Raw genomic sequence first — 16,559 nt, 5'->3', positions numbered from 1 at the left:
CTTCGGCGCCTTGCGATGCACGGCACCAGACCACGCGACCTGATCGGGCGCTCATAGTGCAAGGACCCCTAAAGGGGCGCGGGGAACTGCGCGACCAGCCACCACGGTCCCGCACTCGGGATCCGGCAGCAGTTCCCCGCACACCATCCGCACCACAGGGGGAAACACCGCATGAGGCGAACAGGCCGTCATGTCACCATGCTCACGGAAGGCACCTACCCGCACGTCCACGGCGGCGTCAGCACCTGGTGCGACCAGCTCGTCAAGGGCATGCCGGAGGTCGACTTCCACATCGTCTCGCTCACCGGCAACGGCCGCGAACCCGTCACGTGGGAACTGCCGCCCAACGTCTACGAGCACACCTCGGTCCCGACCTGGGGCCCGCGCCCCGGCCGCACGAGACCCCCGTACGGCAGGGCCCGCCGCCGCTTCACCGAGAACTACGAGCGGTTCCTGCTCTCCTTCCTGGACCCCGGCTCGCACGCCGACTTCGGCGATTCCCTGAACGAGCTGGCCGAACTCGCCCGGGACGGGGGCCTGTCGGCCGCACTGCGCACCGAGTCGGCGCTGCGGTCGCTGATGTGGATCTGGACCATGCCGCATCTGCCGACGGCCGCCGCCCGCCCCACCGTGCACGACGCGCTGACCGCGACGGACCTGCTGGAGCACGCGCTGCGCCCGCTGGGCGTCCGCATCCCCGAGGACTCCGTGGCGCACGCCGTCAGCAGCGGCCTCGCGACCCTGCCCGCGCTCGCCGCGCGCCATCTGGACGGCGTGCCGTTCCTGCTCACCGAGCACGGCATCTACCTGCGCGAGCGCTACCTCGGCTACCGCCAGGGCGCCCAGCGCTGGCCCGTGAAGGCCTTCATGCTCGGCTTCTACCGCGAGCTGAACTCCTACGGCTATCGCGCCGCCGACCTCGTCACCCCGTGCAACCAGTACAACCGCCGCTGGGAGGAGCGCGGCGGCGCCGACGCCGACAAGATCCGCACGGTCTACAACGGCGTCGACCCGGCCGCCTTCCCGCACGCCGGCCCCGAGCCGGAGGTCCCCACCCTGTCCTGGTGCGGCCGGATCGACCCCATCAAGGACCTGGAGACCCTGCTCCGCGCCTACGCCATGGTGCGCGCCGAGATCCCGGCGACCAGGCTGAGGCTCTTCGGCCCGGTCCCGCCCGGCGGCGAGGCCTACCGCACCCGCCTGGAGAAGCTCGCCGCCGAACTGGGCGTCACCGACGGCCTGATCTTCGAGGGCCGCATCACCGAGGTCTGGCGGGCGTACGCGGCCGGGCACGTCGTCATGCTGTCGTCGATCTCCGAGGGCTTCCCGTTCTCCATCATCGAGGCCATGTCCTGCGGCCGTACGACGGTGTCGACGGACGTCGGCGGGGTGCGCGAGGCCGTCGGCGACACGGGCCTGGTGGTGCCCCCGCGCGAGCCGGAGAAGATGGCCGCCGCCGCGCTCACCCTGCTGAAGGACGACCGACGGCGCCTGGAGCTCGGCGAGTTGTCGCGCCAGCGCGTCATCGACCGGTTCACGCTGCGCCGCTCGGTGGACGCCTTCCGCACCATCTACAAGGAACTCGCGGGCGAGGACGAGGTGTACGAGCCGACCCTGGAGACCGTCGCCGACTGGACCCTGGAACTGCGCGACCCCTGGTACGCGGCCGTCGCGACGGACGGGGCCGGCTGGTGAGCGGAAGCGTCTGGCTCCCCCCGGGCTCCCGCCCGGACACCCTCCCGGCGATTCCCCGGCAGCGCACCCCCAGCTGGGCCCGGCCCGACCCGGTCGACGAACTCGTCGGCAGACTGGAGGACTTCATAGCCGCGGCCGTCCACCCGGACGAGATCGCCGCCCTGCTGGAGTCCGACGGCCTCTCCGACGACCAGATACGCGAGCGGTACGGCGTGAAGAACTCCTTCGCGCTCGCCGAGACCCTCTACGAGCGCGTCGAACGCCGCTACCCCGAGCCCGACGGCCCGGCCCCCGACCCCTGGCGGACCGGCCTGCTCGGCTGTCTGCTGCGCGGCGTCGTCTTCGCCCTGCCCGGCCTCGCCTACGTCCTCGGAGCGCCCCTGTTCGCCGGCCCCGGCGACTTCGGCCTCCCCGCGGGCACGGTGCCGCTCCTCGCCGGCGCCCTGTGCGGCTGGACCTGGAACCAGGGCCTCGCCCACCGGGCGTACGCGTGGCTGGGGCTGGGCGACCGGCCCGCCGCCCGGCGCGCCCTGCTGCTCGGCGCCCCGGCGGGCGCACTGCTCGGCTCCCTGGTCGCCGTCTCGTGCGCGGGCGGTGCCGCCCCGGCCGTGGTCGCCTTCGCCGCCGGGCAGTCCTGCTATCTGGCCGCGGCGACCGTCCTGCTGGTGATGGGCCGCGAACGGCTCCTGCTGGCCGCCCTCGCCCCGATGGCGATGGGCGCGGTCCTGTCCCTCGTCGCCCCGCTCCCCGAGGCCGCGAGCCAGGCCCTGCTGCTCGGCTCCCTCGCGGCGGTCGCCGCGCTCGGACTGCGCGAGGTGGCGCCCGCCCTCAAGGACGAGCAGGGCTGGACGGCCGGCCTCGCCGCCCTGCTCCCGTTCGGCGCGTTCGGCACCCTCCCCGCCCACCGCCGCCCCGCCGCACCCCGGCTCACCGGCTCCCTGCCGTACGCCCTGTTCGGGCTCGCCACCGGCGTCCTCGTGCTGTACGCGGCACTCGGCGACGTCCTCGCCGGCGAGTCGTCGAGCGCGGTCGCCGCGCCCGCCGCCGTGGCACTCACCCTCAGCATGGGCCCCGCCGAGTGGCTGCTGTACCGCTTCCGCAGCGACAGCCTCGCCGGACTGCGCGCCAGCAGCACCGCCGGGGACTTCCGCCGGACCACGCTCCTGACGGTCGTGCGGTGCCTGGCCGCCTACCTCGCCGTCCTGCTCGCGCTGAGTCTCGCCGTCTCCGCCCTGTGGCCGCACGCCCCGGTCCCGGGCGGTGTCCAACTGGCCGGGCTGCTCCTGCTGGGCGTGGTCCTGTGGACGGGCCTGCTGCTCCAGTCGTTCGGCGCGGTGACCGGCGCGACGGCGGTGTGCTGCGCCGCGGCCCTCGTCCAGACGCTGCTCCTCGTCACCCGCACCGGCGATCCGCATCTGGCGGGAGCGGTCGTGTACGGCACGGCGGCCGCCGTCCAGGCCGCCCTGGTGTGCGCCCTGCTGGGGAGGGCAACCGCCCACCGATGAGCACTCTCCTGGTCCCGTACTACGAGCACCCGTCCGTCCGCCTCGCCGAATGGGACGCGATCGTCGCGGCGGCGCCCCGCCTCTACGGAGTCGTCCTCAACCCGGCCAGCGGCCCCGGCGACCGCCCCGACGAGGCCTTCGCCGAGGTCGCCGCCCGGCTGCGGGCCGCGGGAGTGCGCGTCCTCGGGTACGCCGACACCGACTACGGCCGCCGCGCCGCCCACGACGTCGTCAGCGACCTCACCCGGCACCGCGACTGGTACGGCACCGACGGCGCCTTCCTCGACCAGGTCCCCTCCGGGCCCGAGGAGTTCGAGCACTACCAGAAGCTGGCCGTGGCCGCCTGGGGCGTCGGCTGCGGCACCCTCGTCCTCAACCACGGCACGGCACCGCACCCCTGCTACGCCCGCATCGCCGACGTCCTCGTCACCTTCGAGGGCACCTGGGCCTCGTACCGCGCGCAGCCCCCGCAGCCCTGGACCGGCGGCTCGGACGTACGGCTGTGCCACCTGGTGTACGGCGTCCCGCCCGACGCCGACCCGGAGGGCCTGGCCCGGGAGCGGGGTGCGGCGCTGCACTGCGCGGTGCCCGGAACCGGAGATCATCCATGGGGCACCCTGCCGTACACCCTGCACCACCCGGAGAACTCCCCGTGAGACGCCTGCCCCTGCTCGTCGCCCTGCTCCTCGTGCTGCTCGCGGGCTGCACCCGGGCCCCCGACGACAAACCCGGCCCCCGCTGGCAACCCCGCCCCGGCACCGCCTGGCAGTGGCAGCTCAGCGGGCGCCTGGACACCTCCGTCGACGTGCCGGTCTACGACATCGACGGCTTCGACCACTCCGAGGACACGGTCGCCGGGCTGCACGACGACGGACGCAAGGTCATCTGCTACCTGTCCACCGGTGCCTGGGAGGAGTTTCGGCCGGACGCGGGGAAGTTCCCCAAGGCCGTCCTGGGCCGCGGCAACGGCTGGAAGGGCGAGCGCTGGCTCGACATCCGCCGCACCGACGTCCTGGAGCCGCTCATGGCGGCCCGCATCGACATGTGCCGCGACAAGGGCTTCGACGCGGTGGAGCCCGACAACATGGACGGCTACCGCAACGAAACGGGCTTCCCGCTCACGGCCACCGACCAGCTGCGCTACAACCGCCTCATCGCCCGGCTGGCCCACGACCGGGGCTTGGCCGTCGGCCTGAAGAACGACCTGGACCAGATCCCGGAACTGGTCGGGGATTTCGACTTCGCGGTCAACGAACAGTGCGCCCAGTACGGCGAGTGCGCGGCCCTGAAGCCGTTCGTCGCCGCGGGCAAGGCGGTCTTCCACGTCGAGTACGAGGTCCCCACCGGCCGCTTCTGCGCCGACTCGCGCCGGCTGAAGCTCAGTTCGCTGCTCAAGAAGTACGAACTGGGGGCGTGGCGACGGGCCTGCTGAGCCCGATCCCGGTGACCGCGGTGACCGCGGTGCCCGCGACCCGGTCGGCGAGGGACCGGCGGCCGGGGGAGAGGACCGGCAGCGCGTTCAGCAGGAACAGCACCACCGCGACGGCCCACACCAGGACCGACAGTACGATCTGCCCCTCGACCAGCAGCACGCAGGCCACGGCGTACACGGCGACGTCCGCGGCGGTGGTGACCGCGGCCCGCCGCGCCGCCCTGACCCTGCGCGGGAGGTTCGAGGTGACCTTCAGCCCGGCCAGGGCCTTGCCGACCGTGCGCCCGGCCACGGCCAGGCACACCCACTGGTAGAGGAACACCGTCAGCACCAGCAGCCCGAAGGCCTGCTCGACGTACAGCACCGACTTGTTCCACAGCGAGAGCCCGAGGTCCTGGGAGGCGTCTAGCACGTCACCGCGCGAGGTCAGCAGGTCGAAACCGCCACGGGTGGCCAGCTCGGGCACGTCGGTGACGAGCGCGGAGACCCGGTGGAAGGTGAGCACGGCGAGCGCCGAGGCCAGCGCCACCACCAGCGCGAAATCGACGCACCAGGCCATGGCACGGCGCAGGTTCGGCATGAACATCCCCCGATCACTTGTGTGTCGGGGCAGGAAGCTAGCGGCTGAGCGGCCCGTGCAGGAGAGGGACGAGGAGATCGTTTCAGCCCAGTGACAGAACGACCAGCGCGGTGGCCGCCGCGGTCTCCGCCAGTCCGCCGAAGACATCCCCCGTGACCCCGCCGAAGCGCCGCGTGCAGTGGCGCAGCAGCGCCTCGGCGGCGGCCAGTGCGAGAACGACCGCGAGCACCGTCCGGACCATGTCGTACGGCCCGAAGAGGGCACCGGCCGCCGCAGCGGCTCCCGTGACCGCCACGGCGGCGACCACCGCCCCCCGCAGCGGTACCACGCCCGCGACCGCCGCCCCCAGCCCCTCCGGCCGTGCCGCCGGCACCCCGGCCCGGGCCGCCAGGGTCAGGGCCAGCCGGGCGACCGTCGCGGAGACGACTGCGGCGCACGCGCCCTGAGCCCAGGAGGCGTCGTACGCCTGGGCGAGCGCGGCGACCTGCGCGAGCAGCGCGAGAACGAGGGTGATGACCCCGAACGGCCCGATGTCCGACTGCTTCATGATCCGCAGCGCGTCCTCGGCGGGCTTCCCGCTGCCCAGCCCGTCGGCGGTGTCCGCGAGCCCGTCGAGATGCAGCCCCCGGGTGAGGACGGCCGGCACGGCGACGGTCGCCACCGCGGCGAGCGGGGCGCCCGCACCGAGGAACAGCAGCACCAAGCCGAGCCCGGCGGCAGCGGCACCCACCGCGAGCCCGGCCAGCGGAGCGCACAGCATCCCGCCGCGTGCGGCCTCCCGGTCCCACCGGGTCACCCGGACGGGGATCACCGTGAGGGTGCCGAAGGCGAAGCGGAGGCCGTCGAGGGGCGAGGTTCTGGGCACCGGCGCAGGCTACCGGCCGGTCAGGAGAGCGGGAACGGTGGCCGAGGATAAAGTTCGCATATGGGATGGTTCGAGCGGAACATCATGGAACCCGGCAAGCTGCCGTTGCTTCTCGCTCTCGTCTCCTTCGTCCTGACCTTCGTGATCACCCGGGGCATCACCCGTCTCATCCGGGCGGGCAAGGGCCCCTTCCGCAACATCAGCGGCAGCGGCGGTGTCCACGTCCACCACGTGGTTCCCGGCGTCATCCTGACGATCATCGGCGGCTTCGGCGCGGTCGCCGGCGGCCAGTACGGCTTCGGCTCGGCGCTGGCCGCGGTGATCTTCGGCATCGGCGCGGGCCTCGTCCTCGACGAGTTCGCCCTGGTCCTGCACCTCGCCGACGTCTACTGGACCCCGGACGGCCGCAAGAGCGTGGAGATGGTCGTCCTCACGGCCTCCCTCGTCGGCCTGCTCCTGATCGGCTTCTCGCCGCTGGGCGTCGACGACCTCTCCGAGGACCAGCAGCAGAACCGCGCCGCCGTCCTCGCGAACGTCCTCGTGAACTTCGCGTTCGCCCTCATCGCCCTGTTCAAGGGCAAGGTCCGCATCGCCGTCTTGGGCTTGATCGTCCCCCTGATCGCCCTGATCGGCGCCGTACGGCTGGCCCGCCCCACCTCCCCGTGGGCCAAGCGGTTCTACCGGAACCGCCCCCGGGCCCGTGCGAAATCCGGCCTGCGGGCCTACCACCACGACCGCCGCTGGGTCGGCCCCCGGCGCGCCTTCCAGGACTGGATCGGCGGCGCGCCCGACCCCGAGCCGGCCCGCTCCCTCGAACGCCGCTGACGCAGCTCGCCGACCGCGCACAGCACCAGCACCGCGACGATCGCCGCGAGGTGCTCCTTGCCCGCGAGGTTCTCCTTGACCACGACCTCGACCACCATCGCCGCGATCACCACCGAGGCCGTCACGTGTGCGCGGTGGCGCAGGCCCAGGAAGACGGCCAGCCCGACCACCGCCGCCGACGGCCCGGTGTCCACGACCCACCTATCCGAGGCCGGCAGACCCGGCCACGATTCCGGCCCCAGCCAGATGCCCAGGCGCGCGTACAGCGTGCCCGCGAGCGTCGCGACATAGGCGAGGGCCAGCGTCCGCCACCGGCCCAGGCACAGCTCGGCGAGGCCGAACACCAGCAGGATCTGCGCCAGCGCACCCCACACCGGCAGATCCAGCGCGGGCACGAACAGCGACAGCGGCGTCCGCAGCAGCGCCAGCCACAACGGGTCCTCGGCCCGCACGCCGCCGACGTTCTGCACGAACCGGTAACCCCACGCCTGGCTGTGCACGAAGTGCAGCGCGGCCGTCAGGCACACGGCCGCGACCGCCATCGGCACGGCCCGCCACCGCCGCCCGGCCAACGGCCCGCGCACCGCGGCGTACAGCGGACCCCATTCGGCGCGGGCCCAGCGGGCGAGCGTGGTCATCCGGCGGTCGTCCTCGTCCGTGCGTGGTTACGTCTGAGGGTGTCTGCGACTCAGTCAAACCGACACCACGTTCCAAGACCGACCGGAACGGGACGAAGTTGAGCCAGGCGTGAGTGACCTGGGTCTCGGGGCTGCTACTGCTCGGCGGGCGCCTCCGAGGCCTCGGGCCCGGCCGGCTCCTCGGACTCCTTCGGCTTCTCGGGCAGCTCCGCCGCCAGCGCGGCCGCGGCCTGCACGAGCGGCAGCGCCAGCAGACCGCCCGCACCCTCCCCGACGGTCACCCCGTGGGTCAGCAGCGGCTCCAGGGCCATCCGGTCCAGCGCCTTCGCCTGCCCGGGCTCCTCGCTGTCGTGCGCGGCCAGCCACCAGTCCGGCGCCCGGAACGCGATCCGCTGCCCGACCAGCGCGCACGCGGCCGTCACGACCCCGTCGAGCACCACCGGCAGCTTGCGCACCGCGCTCTGCAGCAGGAAGCCCGTCATCGCGGCCAGGTCGGCCCCGCCCACCGACGCCAGCAACTGCAACTGGTCCCCGAGCACCGGCCGCGCCCGGCGCAGCGCGTCCCGGATCGCCGCGCACTTGCGCATCCACGCCAGGTCGTCGATCGCCAGCCCGCCGCGCCCGGTGACGACCGACGCGTCCACCCCGCACAGCGCCGCGACCAACACGCCCGCCACCGTCGTCCCGCCGACGCTCACATCGCCGAGCACCACCAGGTCCGTACCGGAGTCAGCCTCCTCGTCGGCCACCGCGATCCCGGCCCGGAAGGCCGCCTCGGCCTCCTCCAGCGTCAGCGCGTCCTCGATGTCGATCCGCCCGCTGCCGCGCCGCACCCGGTGCCGTACGACGTCCTCGGGCAGGGTCTCGGGGTCGCAGTCCAGGGCCATGTCGACGATCCGCACCGGCACGCCCAGCCGCCGCGCCAGCACCGACACGGGCCGGCCGCCCTCCAGCACCTCGCGCACCAACTCCCCGGCGCTGCCCGCCGGCCGGGCCGAGACGCCCAGCTCGGCGATGCCGTGGTCACCGGCGAAGAGCACCACCCGCGGCCGTTCGACCGGCCGCACCGGCACGGCCGACTGCGCCGCCGCCAGCCACTCACCGAGTTCGTCGAGGCGGCCCAGCGACCCGGGCGGCACGATCTGGCGCTCCCGGCGCGCCTCGGCGTCACGGCGGATCCCGCCGTCCGGACGCTCGATCAGATCGGAGAAGTCGTCGAGATTAAGCGAGCTCATTCGCCGAACAGTACCGGCCCCGCTCGAACAGCACGGCGCCACATCACCACTCCGTCACGGCGACGTCGTTGCACCCAAGATCGGCATCCCATACGTTCCGTTTTGCAGCGGATTGTCGTACGTGTTCGTGCGATGTCCCCGCCGTACGTCCTTGCCGTACGCCGTCGCGCCCGGGAGCCGCCCATGCCCGCACACCCCACCTCCTCAGCACCCCCAGCCCCCCAGGCGACCACGCGGGTCCACGAACCGCGCCGGGAGGACTGCCCCTGGTGCGGCTCCGCCCGGCTGCGGAACCGGCTGCGCACCGGTGACCTGCGGCAGTACAAGCCGGGCAGCTTCACCGTCGACGCGTGCCGGGACTGCGGCCACACCTTCCAGAACCCCCGCCTCACGCTGGAGGGCCTCGCCCTCTACCACCGGACCGTGCGCGGGGCGCCCAGGGACCCGGCGAGCGACGGCCTCCTCGCCCTGCGCGGCAGCCCGCGCCGCCACCGCTCGGCCGCCCGCGCGATGCTGCTCTGCGGCGAGCCGGAGAGCTGGCTCGACGTCGGGACGGGCCACGCCCGATTCCCCGCCACGGCCCGGCAGTTCTTCCCCTACACCGCCTTCGACGGCCTGGACCCCACCCCGCGCGTGGTCCGCGCCCGCACCGCCGACCGCGTCGAGGAGGCCCACGTCGGCCGCCTGACGGACCCCCGGATCGCCGGCCCGCTGCGCGCCCGCTACGACGTGGTCAGCATGCTCCACCACCTGGAGGGCACGCCGGACCCCCGGGCGGAACTCCGGGCCGCCCTCTGCGTCCTGCGCCCCGGCGGCCACCTGCTCATCGAGACCCTGAGCCCCCGCAGCGTCTTCGCGGCACTGCTGGGCCGCTGGTGGCTCCCCTACGACCAGCCGCGCCACCTCCACCTCCTGCCCCCGCAGAACGTCCGCGCGGAACTGGAATCGGCCGGCTGCACGATCCTGACGCTCGACCACCGCCCGGTCCACGTCCCCCACGACCTCGCGGGCGCCACGTCCCTGGCCCTCTCCCACGCCCTGCCCGCCCCGGACACCCCCTGGCGGGCGATCCCCCCGCCCCCCGTCCACCGGCACACCCGCACGGCCCTGCTCCGCGCGGGCGTCCCCCTGGTGGCTCTGGCGGCGCTGGCGGACCACCTCATCGCCCCGGTGACCCGCCGCACGCGCTTCGCGAACACCTACCGGGTGATCGCCCGGAAAGCTCCGTAGCCCGCGGGCGGGCGGTGGCGCTGCCGGCGCCGGTCAGCCCCGGAGCACCACCGCCTGCCCCGCCACCACCAGCAGCACGTGCTCGCACTCGACCGCGAACCCCGCGTTCAGCCGCCCCAGTTCATCCCGGTAGCGGCGCCCCGACGCCGTCGACGGCACGATCCCCGACCCCACCTCGTTCGACACGGCGACCACGGTCCGCCGGGTCACCCGCACCGCCTCCGTGAGCTCCCGCACCCGCTCCCGCAGCGCCTTCTCCCCCCGCTCCGCCCACACCGCGTCGTCCCACGCCCCGACGGAGTCCATCGCGTCCGTCAGCCACAACGACAGGCAGTCGACCAGCAGCGGCGGCCCCTCCTCCTCCAGCAGCGGCACCAGATCGCAGGTCTCGACCGTCTGCCACGACCCCGGCCGCCGCTCCCGGTGCGCCGCCACCCGTGAAGACCACTCCGTGTCCCCGTTGCGCGACCCGCCCGTCGCCACGTACAGCACGTCCGGAAAGGCCTCCAGCCGTCGCTCGGCCTCCACCGACTTGCCCGACCGCGCCCCGCCCAGCACCAGGGTCCGCCGCGGCACGTCCGGCACCTCCTCGTACGCCCCCACCACCAGCGTCACCCCGTCCGGCACCGCCCGCGCCCCGGCCGCCGCGAGCCGCCGCCCGAGCTCGGGGCCGGGCGGCACGTCGTGGTCCAGGTGGACGGCGACAACATCGGTCGTCGGCCCGACCGCCCTCACCGCCCGCAGCTTCGCCAGCGCGTCCGGCCGCCCGACGACATCCGCGAGGACCATGTCGTACGACTCGGCCGGCTCCTCCAGGCCCGCGGGCGCCCCGCCCGGCGGCAGGTACAGCAGCCGCTGCCCCTCCGGCCCGGTCACCGCGTACCCGGTGCCCGGCGCGTCCAGCGCCACGGCCCGCACCCGGTGCCCCGTCAGCAGCGTCAACTCCCGCCCGTCCGGCACCCGTCCGGGCTGCGGCAGGCCCGCGGGCACCTCGACCGCCGGCCCGTCGTGCGGATGCGACAGCAGCACCTGCCGTACGCCGGTCAGGGAACGGCCCGCCCGCGCCGCCGCGAACGCCGCGCCCGGCGTCAGGTCGAGCAGCAGCGCCCCGTCCAGGAGCAGCGCGGTGGCCGCCCGCGCGTCCGGGCCGAGGGCGGCGGCACAGGCCGCGCAGGGACAGTCGGGGCGGGGGAGACCCGCGGGGGCGCCGGTGCCGAGCAGAGTGAGTTCCACGCACCGATTTTCGCCTGCCCACCCGGCTCCTGCGCGCCTGGCACCCCGTATGGAGCCCCCGCGCGACCCCGTCGGGGACGCGTGGGTGACAACCCGCGCGCAACCGGTCACCCGCAGTCCTATGACGGCACACCCGGCGCAGCGCATAGGCTCTGGGAAAGAGCCGGACCAAGATCCGGCTCTTGCTGTGCACTGTGCTCACACACATGGGAGGCGTACATGGCGGCATGGACGTGGCGGTTCGAGAAGACCGACGGGACGGAGGTCCAGCCCGCGGTGCCGCCGGAGGAGTTCCCCACCCAGGGGGACGCCGAGTCCTGGATCGGGGAGCACTGGAAGGCCCTGCAGGAGGGCGGTGCCGATCAGGTGCGGCTGTTCGAGGACGCCTCGGAGATCTACGGGCCGATGAGCCTGCACGCGGCCGAGGCGTGAGCCCGGGGGCGAGGGCCGCCGGCCCTCGCCCACCCCCCTCTTCGGGGTGTCAGCTCTTCCGGGTGTCAGCTCTTCTGGGTGTCAGCCGCGCACGCCGCACAGGTGCAGCAGTGCGGCCACCCCGCGGTACGGATCCGTCCGCCCGGCCTTCTCCTCCACCGCGAGCAGCGTCTCCACGTCGGCCGGGGCCTCGGCGCCGTCCGCCGCCGTGTCGGTGAACACCCGCACCCCGTACCAGGCGTGCAGCGGCGCCCCGATCCCCGCGAGCGTCGACGTCAGGTCCTTCAGCCGGTCGGCCCGCACGTCGAGGCCCAGCCGGTTGCGGTAGGCGGTCGTGTCGAAGGCCGCCAGCGCCCTGGACCAGTCGCCGGACAGGCCCGGCCGGATCGCGAGCGCGTCCCCGTTGCGCACGAGCAGCGACAGCAGCCCGCCGGGCGCCAGCATCCGGGCGAGGCCCGCCAGCAGCGGGTCGGGCTCCTCGACGTACATCAGGACGCCGTGGCACAGCACCACGTCGAAACTGCCCGGCAGGAAGTGCACGCCGGTGTCCCGGCCGTCGCCCTCGATGATCCGCATCCGCGCCCGGATGCCCTCCGGTTCCCCGGAGAGGGCCTCCCGGGCCACGGCGACCATCGTCGAGTCCTGCTCCAGACCGGTCACCTGGTGCCCGGCCCGGGCCAGCCGCAGCGCCTGGGTGCCCTGGCCCATCCCCACGTCGAGCACCCGCAGGCGCTGACCGACCGGGAACCGGCCGACTATCTGCTCGTCCAGCTGGCGGGCCACCAGCTCCTGCCGGACGACATCGCGCAGCCCGCCCAGCCGGTCCAGCCAGGCATCCGCCGCACCCCCGGAGAACGGCGTCGTGGTCAGGGCCGCTCTCCGCGCTTGACCTGCGGCTTCGGCAGCCGGAGTCGACGCATCTGGAGCGAGCGCATCAGGGCGTAGGCGACGGCGCCGCGCTTGTTCTCACCCGCGAAGCGCTCGTTCAGCTGCTTCTTCAGACGGAAGGCCGTGACGAACGAGTCGAGCACGATCAGCACGATCACCACGAGCCACAGCAGCAGCGCGACGTTCTGCAGCGAGGCCACCCGCACCATGCTCAGCACGAGGATGACCACGGCCATCGGCAGGAAGAACTCCGCGATGTTGAACCGGGAGTCGACGAAGTCGCGCGCGAACCGGCGGACCGGCCCCTTGTCACGCGCGGGCAGATACCGCTCGTCACCGCTCGCCAGCGCCTGGCGCTGCCGCTCCATCGCGGTACGGCGCTCCTCGCGCTGTCGCTTGGCGGCCTCCTTGCGCGTCATCGACGTGTTGGCCACGCTGCGGCGCGAGGACTGGGCCTGGCTGCGCTTGGGCGTGGGGCGGCCCTTGGGGGCCTCGGGGTGACGGGGCTGACTGGAGTCGGTCACCGGCGCCTTGTCGGCGTCCTGGGCCTTCTCATCCTTCGCACGGCTACGGAACACAAAACCCAAGGGTAAGGGCTTCCGGGCATGGACCCCAGCCCTGTGGGGAACGATCCGGCAACACCAGTCGTCAGTAAGGGGACAGAGGGGACGTTGTGTACGCCTCCGGATGTTGCCCGGGGGTAAGGCTCCGGTAACCCCGGGGACCACCTACTCCCTACGCCGGAGCAGGAGCGCACGCAGTCGTCCTTGGGGATGAGCGCATCCGTCCCCGAACAGTGCGGTAATGGATGCAGGGCCCGTACTGTGGGTTCTGTCGCAGGTGCTGGAGCCGGAGTCGGTCAGAAGGGGGCGCGCGAAGCCCATGAGCGGTGTCATGAAGCGTATGGGGATGATCTTCCGCGCGAAGGCGAACAAGGCCCTTGACCGGGCCGAGGACCCGCGCGAGACCCTCGATTACTCGTACCAGAAGCAGCTGGAGCTGCTGCAGAAGGTCCGCCGCGGCGTCGCCGACGTGGCGACCTCCCGCAAGCGCCTGGAGCTCCAGCTGAACCAGCTGCAGTCGCAGTCCGGCAAGCTGGAGGACCAGGGCCGCAAGGCGCTCGCGCTGGGCCGTGAGGACCTGGCCCGCGAAGCGCTCTCCCGCCGCGCCGCGCTCCAGCAGCAGGTGACCGACCTGGAGACCCAGCACGCGACGCTCCAGGGCGAGGAGGAGAAGCTCACCCTCGCGGCCCAGCGGCTCCAGGCCAAGGTCGACGCCTTCCGTACGAAGAAGGAGACCATCAAGGCGACGTACACGGCGGCCCAGGCGCAGACCCGGATCGGCGAGGCCTTCTCCGGCATCTCCGAGGAGATGGGCGACGTCGGCCTGGCGATCCAGCGCGCCGAGGACAAGACGGCCCAGCTCCAGGCCCGCGCCGGCGCGATCGACGAGCTGCTCGCCTCCGGTGCCCTCGACGACCCCTCCGGCATGCACAAGGACGACATCCAGGCCGAGCTGGACCGGCTCTCCGGTGGTACGGATGTAGAGCTTGAACTGCAGCGCATGAAGGCCGAACTGGCCGGGGGCTCGAGCAGCGGGCAGCAGGCCCTCGAAGGCGGCACGAACGGGCAGCAGTCCCAGCAGCAGCCGCAGGACACTCCGCGCTTCGACAAGCAGTAGGGGTCCACGCCTAGGAGGGCGACATGATCGTACGGATCATGGGGGAGGGCCAGGTGAGGCTGGCCGACGGCCACCTCGCCGAGCTGAGCAAGCTGGACGACGAGCTCCTGGCGGAAATGCAGAACGGCGACGGCCCCGGCTTCCGCCGCACCCTCCAGGCACTCCTGACCAGGGTCCGCGACCTGGGCGACCCCCTCCCGGACGACTCCCTGGAACCGTCGGAACTGATCCTGCCGTCTCCGGACGCGACGCTGCAGGACGTCAGGGAGCTCCTGAGCGACGACGGTCTGATCCCGGGCTGAGCGCCGCGCACACCATGGCCGGGCCGACGAGGGGCTGGGGGCACAGCCCCCGGCCCAGCTACCGTGAACAGCCGTGAGCACCCTCGCGCGGGCCAAATGCCAGGCCGAAGCACATCCTCTCGCCATGGACGCCGTTCTGGCCGCGGCCGTCCTGGTCTGCATGGTCGCCGGCTCCTTCGTGGAGCCCCGGCACCAGGACAGCGTCAGCTGGGCCCTGCGCACCCCCGATTCCCTCAGCCTCGTCCTCATGGCCCTCGGCGCCGCCGCCCTGGTCTTCCGCCGCCGCGCCCCGATGACCGTCCTCGCCCTCACCGGCACGGTCTCCGTGATCGAATCCGTCACCGGCGATCCCCGCGCACCGGTCGCCATGTCCGCCGTCGTCGCCCTGTACACCGTCGCCTCCACCACGGACCGCCCCACCACCTGGCGCGTCGGCCTGCTCACCATGACCGTGCTGACCGGCGCCGCCATGTCGGCCGGCTCCCTGCCCTGGTACGCCCAGGAGAACCTCGCGATCTTCGCCTGGACCGGCATCGGCGCCACCGCCGGCGACGCCGTCCGCAGCCGCCGCGCCTTCGTCCAGGCCATCCGGGAGCGCGCCGAACGGGCCGAGCGCACCCGCGAGGAGGAGGCCCGCCGCCGGGTCGCCGAGGAACGCCTGCGGATCGCCCGGGACCTGCACGACGTCGTCGCCCACCACATCGCCCTGGTCAACGTGCAGGCCGGTGTCGCCGCCCACGTCATGGACAAACGCCCCGACCAGGCCAAGGAGGCCCTCGCGCACGTCCGCGAGGCCAGCCGCTCCGCGCTCAACGAGCTCCGCGCCACCGTCGGCCTGCTCCGGCAGTCCGGCGACCCGGAGGCCCCCACCGAACCCGCCCCGGGCCTGGACCGCCTCGACGAACTCACCGGCACCTTCCGCAGTGCCGGCCTGCACGTCGAGGTCGCACGTGCCGACCAGGAGACCACCCTCCCCGCGGCCGTCGACCTGGCCGCCTACCGGATCATCCAGGAGGCCCTCACCAACGTGCAGAAGCACGCCGGGCCCCGGGCCAAGGCGGAGGTCAGCGTCGTACGCGTCGGACCGCACATCGAGATCACCGTGCTCGACGACGGCAGCGGCGAGCACGAGAGCCAGGACACCGGCGGCGGCCACGGACTGCTCGGCATGCGCGAGCGCGTCACCGCCCTGCGCGGCACCCTCACCACCGGTCCCCGCTACGGCGGCGGCTTCCGCGTCCATGCGATCCTGCCGGTCAAGAACCGCACACCGACCGGGGAGGACCCCGCATGACCATCCGTGTCCTGCTCGCCGACGACCAGGCGCTGCTGCGCAGCGCCTTTCGCGTGCTCGTCGACTCCGAGCCCGACATGGAGGTGGTCGGCGAGGCCTCCGACGGCGCGGAGGCGGTCCGGATGGCGAAGGAGCAGCACGCCGACGTCGTGCTCATGGACATCCGCATGCCCGGCACCGACGGTCTCGCCGCGACCCGCATGATCAGCGCCGACCCCGACCTGGCCGACGTCCGGGTGGTCATCCTGACGACGTTCGAGGTCGACGACTACGTCGTGCAGTCGCTGCGCGCCGGCGCCTCCGGCTTCCTCGGCAAGGGCTCCGAGCCCGAGGAGCTGCTGAACGCCATCCGCATCGCGGCCGGGGGCCAGGCCCTGCTCTCCCCGGCGGCCACCACGGGCCTGATCGCCCGGTTCCTCGCCACGGAGGACCCGGCCGACGGCGACCGCGACCCGGCCCGCGGCGAACGGCTCGACTCGCTCACCGTCCGGGAGCGCGAGGTGCTGGTCCAGGTCGCCGGCGGGCACTCCAACGACGAGATCGCCGAGCGCCTCGAAGTCAGCCCGCTGACGGTGAAGACGCACGTCAACCGGGCCATGGCCAAGCTGGGCGCCCGGGACCGCGCCCAGCTCGTGGTCACCGCGTACGAGTCCGGCCTGGTCCGTCCAAGGGTGGAGTGAGCTCGACCCGGGTGTACTGCGCCCGGAGTATGCGCCGCATAAGGA

The 16,559-nt window shown here is 73.5% G+C and carries 18 protein-coding genes; 11 read left to right on the top strand and 7 right to left on the bottom strand.

Annotated elements, in window-relative coordinates:
- Positions 1-171: 171 nt before the first annotated feature.
- From pelF to AB0G20_RS00125, 4 genes are read left to right on the top strand one after another with little or no spacing between them, the layout of a single operon-like run.
- Positions 172-1,695 (top strand): GT4 family glycosyltransferase PelF, encoded by a 1,524-nt coding sequence (pelF, locus tag AB0G20_RS00140; protein ID WP_361293371.1) that lies wholly within the window; start codon positions 172-174, stop codon positions 1,693-1,695.
- On the top strand, positions 1,692-3,200 hold the full coding sequence (locus tag AB0G20_RS00135; RefSeq protein ID WP_361293368.1) for a hypothetical protein: 1,509 nt from the start codon (positions 1,692-1,694) through the stop codon (positions 3,198-3,200). Before pelF ends, AB0G20_RS00135 begins: the two co-directional genes overlap by 4 nt.
- Entirely contained in the window at positions 3,197-3,856 is a 660-nt protein-coding gene (locus tag AB0G20_RS00130) for a spherulation-specific family 4 protein (RefSeq protein ID WP_361293365.1), read from the top strand. Before AB0G20_RS00135 ends, AB0G20_RS00130 begins: the two co-directional genes overlap by 4 nt.
- Positions 3,808-4,632 carry an endo alpha-1,4 polygalactosaminidase gene (locus tag AB0G20_RS00125; protein WP_361293362.1) on the top strand — a complete coding sequence of 275 codons (825 nt, stop codon included), beginning with the start codon at positions 3,808-3,810 and terminating at the stop codon, positions 4,630-4,632. Before AB0G20_RS00130 ends, AB0G20_RS00125 begins: the two co-directional genes overlap by 49 nt.
- Here the strand turns inward: AB0G20_RS00125 and AB0G20_RS00120 are convergent.
- Together AB0G20_RS00120 and AB0G20_RS00115 are read right to left on the bottom strand one after the other, a co-directional pair.
- Positions 4,592-5,212, bottom strand: coding sequence for an RDD family protein (locus tag AB0G20_RS00120; RefSeq protein ID WP_361293359.1), 621 nt, complete (start codon positions 5,210-5,212; stop codon positions 4,592-4,594). The two genes, AB0G20_RS00125 and AB0G20_RS00120, sit on opposite strands and share 41 nt — an antisense overlap.
- Positions 5,213-5,294: 82 nt before the next feature.
- Positions 5,295-6,077: an adenosylcobinamide-GDP ribazoletransferase gene (locus AB0G20_RS00115; protein ID WP_361293356.1), complete on the bottom strand. Its 783-nt coding sequence runs from the start codon at positions 6,075-6,077 to the stop codon at positions 5,295-5,297.
- Positions 6,078-6,137: 60 nt separating this feature from the next.
- On the opposite strand from AB0G20_RS00115, the gene AB0G20_RS00110 reads away from it, so the two are divergent.
- A complete protein-coding gene (locus AB0G20_RS00110; protein ID WP_361293353.1) occupies positions 6,138-6,902 on the top strand; it encodes a hypothetical protein in 765 nt (254 codons plus the stop codon).
- Here AB0G20_RS00110 and AB0G20_RS00105 read toward each other — a convergent pair.
- Together AB0G20_RS00105 and cobT are read right to left on the bottom strand one after the other, a co-directional pair.
- A complete protein-coding gene (locus AB0G20_RS00105) occupies positions 6,800-7,540 on the bottom strand; it encodes a hypothetical protein (RefSeq protein WP_361293350.1) in 741 nt (246 codons plus the stop codon). The genes AB0G20_RS00110 and AB0G20_RS00105 overlap by 103 nt on opposite strands.
- A gap of 134 nt (positions 7,541-7,674) precedes the next feature.
- Positions 7,675-8,775 carry a nicotinate-nucleotide--dimethylbenzimidazole phosphoribosyltransferase gene (gene cobT / locus AB0G20_RS00100; RefSeq protein ID WP_361293347.1) on the bottom strand — a complete coding sequence of 367 codons (1,101 nt, stop codon included), beginning with the start codon at positions 8,773-8,775 and terminating at the stop codon, positions 7,675-7,677.
- A 183-nt stretch (positions 8,776-8,958) separates the two neighbouring features.
- Here cobT and AB0G20_RS00095 point away from each other — a divergent pair, with 183 nt between their 5' ends.
- Complete coding sequence (locus AB0G20_RS00095; RefSeq protein WP_361293344.1) at positions 8,959-10,005, top strand: class I SAM-dependent methyltransferase; 1,047 nt, start codon at positions 8,959-8,961, stop codon at positions 10,003-10,005.
- A gap of 33 nt (positions 10,006-10,038) precedes the next feature.
- Here the strand turns inward: AB0G20_RS00095 and AB0G20_RS00090 are convergent, their stop codons facing one another.
- Positions 10,039-11,238: a bifunctional adenosylcobinamide kinase/adenosylcobinamide-phosphate guanylyltransferase gene (locus tag AB0G20_RS00090; protein WP_361293341.1), complete on the bottom strand. Its 1,200-nt coding sequence runs from the start codon at positions 11,236-11,238 to the stop codon at positions 10,039-10,041.
- Positions 11,239-11,457: 219 nt separating this feature from the next.
- Here AB0G20_RS00090 and AB0G20_RS00085 point away from each other — a divergent pair, with 219 nt between their 5' ends.
- On the top strand, positions 11,458-11,670 hold the full coding sequence (locus AB0G20_RS00085; protein WP_248501155.1) for a hypothetical protein: 213 nt from the start codon (positions 11,458-11,460) through the stop codon (positions 11,668-11,670).
- Positions 11,671-11,751: 81 nt separating this feature from the next.
- Here the strand turns inward: AB0G20_RS00085 and AB0G20_RS00080 are convergent, their stop codons facing one another.
- A complete protein-coding gene (locus tag AB0G20_RS00080; protein WP_361293338.1) occupies positions 11,752-12,453 on the bottom strand; it encodes a methyltransferase domain-containing protein in 702 nt (233 codons plus the stop codon).
- A gap of 83 nt (positions 12,454-12,536) precedes the next feature.
- Complete coding sequence (locus AB0G20_RS00075) at positions 12,537-13,136, bottom strand: DUF3043 domain-containing protein (RefSeq protein WP_361293335.1); 600 nt, start codon at positions 13,134-13,136, stop codon at positions 12,537-12,539.
- 316 nt (positions 13,137-13,452) lie between these two features.
- Here AB0G20_RS00075 and AB0G20_RS00070 point away from each other — a divergent pair, with 316 nt between their 5' ends.
- The 4 genes from AB0G20_RS00070 (at position 13,453) to AB0G20_RS00055 (ending at position 16,514) form a co-directional block, all read left to right on the top strand.
- Complete coding sequence (locus AB0G20_RS00070) at positions 13,453-14,238, top strand: PspA/IM30 family protein (protein ID WP_361293332.1); 786 nt, start codon at positions 13,453-13,455, stop codon at positions 14,236-14,238.
- Positions 14,239-14,261: 23 nt separating this feature from the next.
- On the top strand, positions 14,262-14,540 hold the full coding sequence (locus AB0G20_RS00065) for a hypothetical protein (RefSeq protein ID WP_361293329.1): 279 nt from the start codon (positions 14,262-14,264) through the stop codon (positions 14,538-14,540).
- Between the two features lie 73 nt (positions 14,541-14,613).
- Positions 14,614-15,834: a sensor histidine kinase gene (locus AB0G20_RS00060; RefSeq protein ID WP_361293326.1), complete on the top strand. Its 1,221-nt coding sequence runs from the start codon at positions 14,614-14,616 to the stop codon at positions 15,832-15,834.
- Positions 15,831-16,514 (top strand): response regulator transcription factor, encoded by a 684-nt coding sequence (locus AB0G20_RS00055; protein ID WP_361293323.1) that lies wholly within the window; start codon positions 15,831-15,833, stop codon positions 16,512-16,514. The genes AB0G20_RS00060 and AB0G20_RS00055 overlap by 4 nt, the downstream gene beginning before the upstream one ends.
- Positions 16,515-16,559 lie beyond the last annotated feature (45 nt).

This window comes from Streptomyces sp. NPDC024017, assembly GCF_040638895.1.
Classification (GTDB): Bacteria; Actinomycetota; Actinomycetes; order Streptomycetales; family Streptomycetaceae; genus Streptomyces.
Note: the sequence above shows the minus strand (reverse complement) of the source record. Positions and strands in the feature narration are given on the sequence as shown.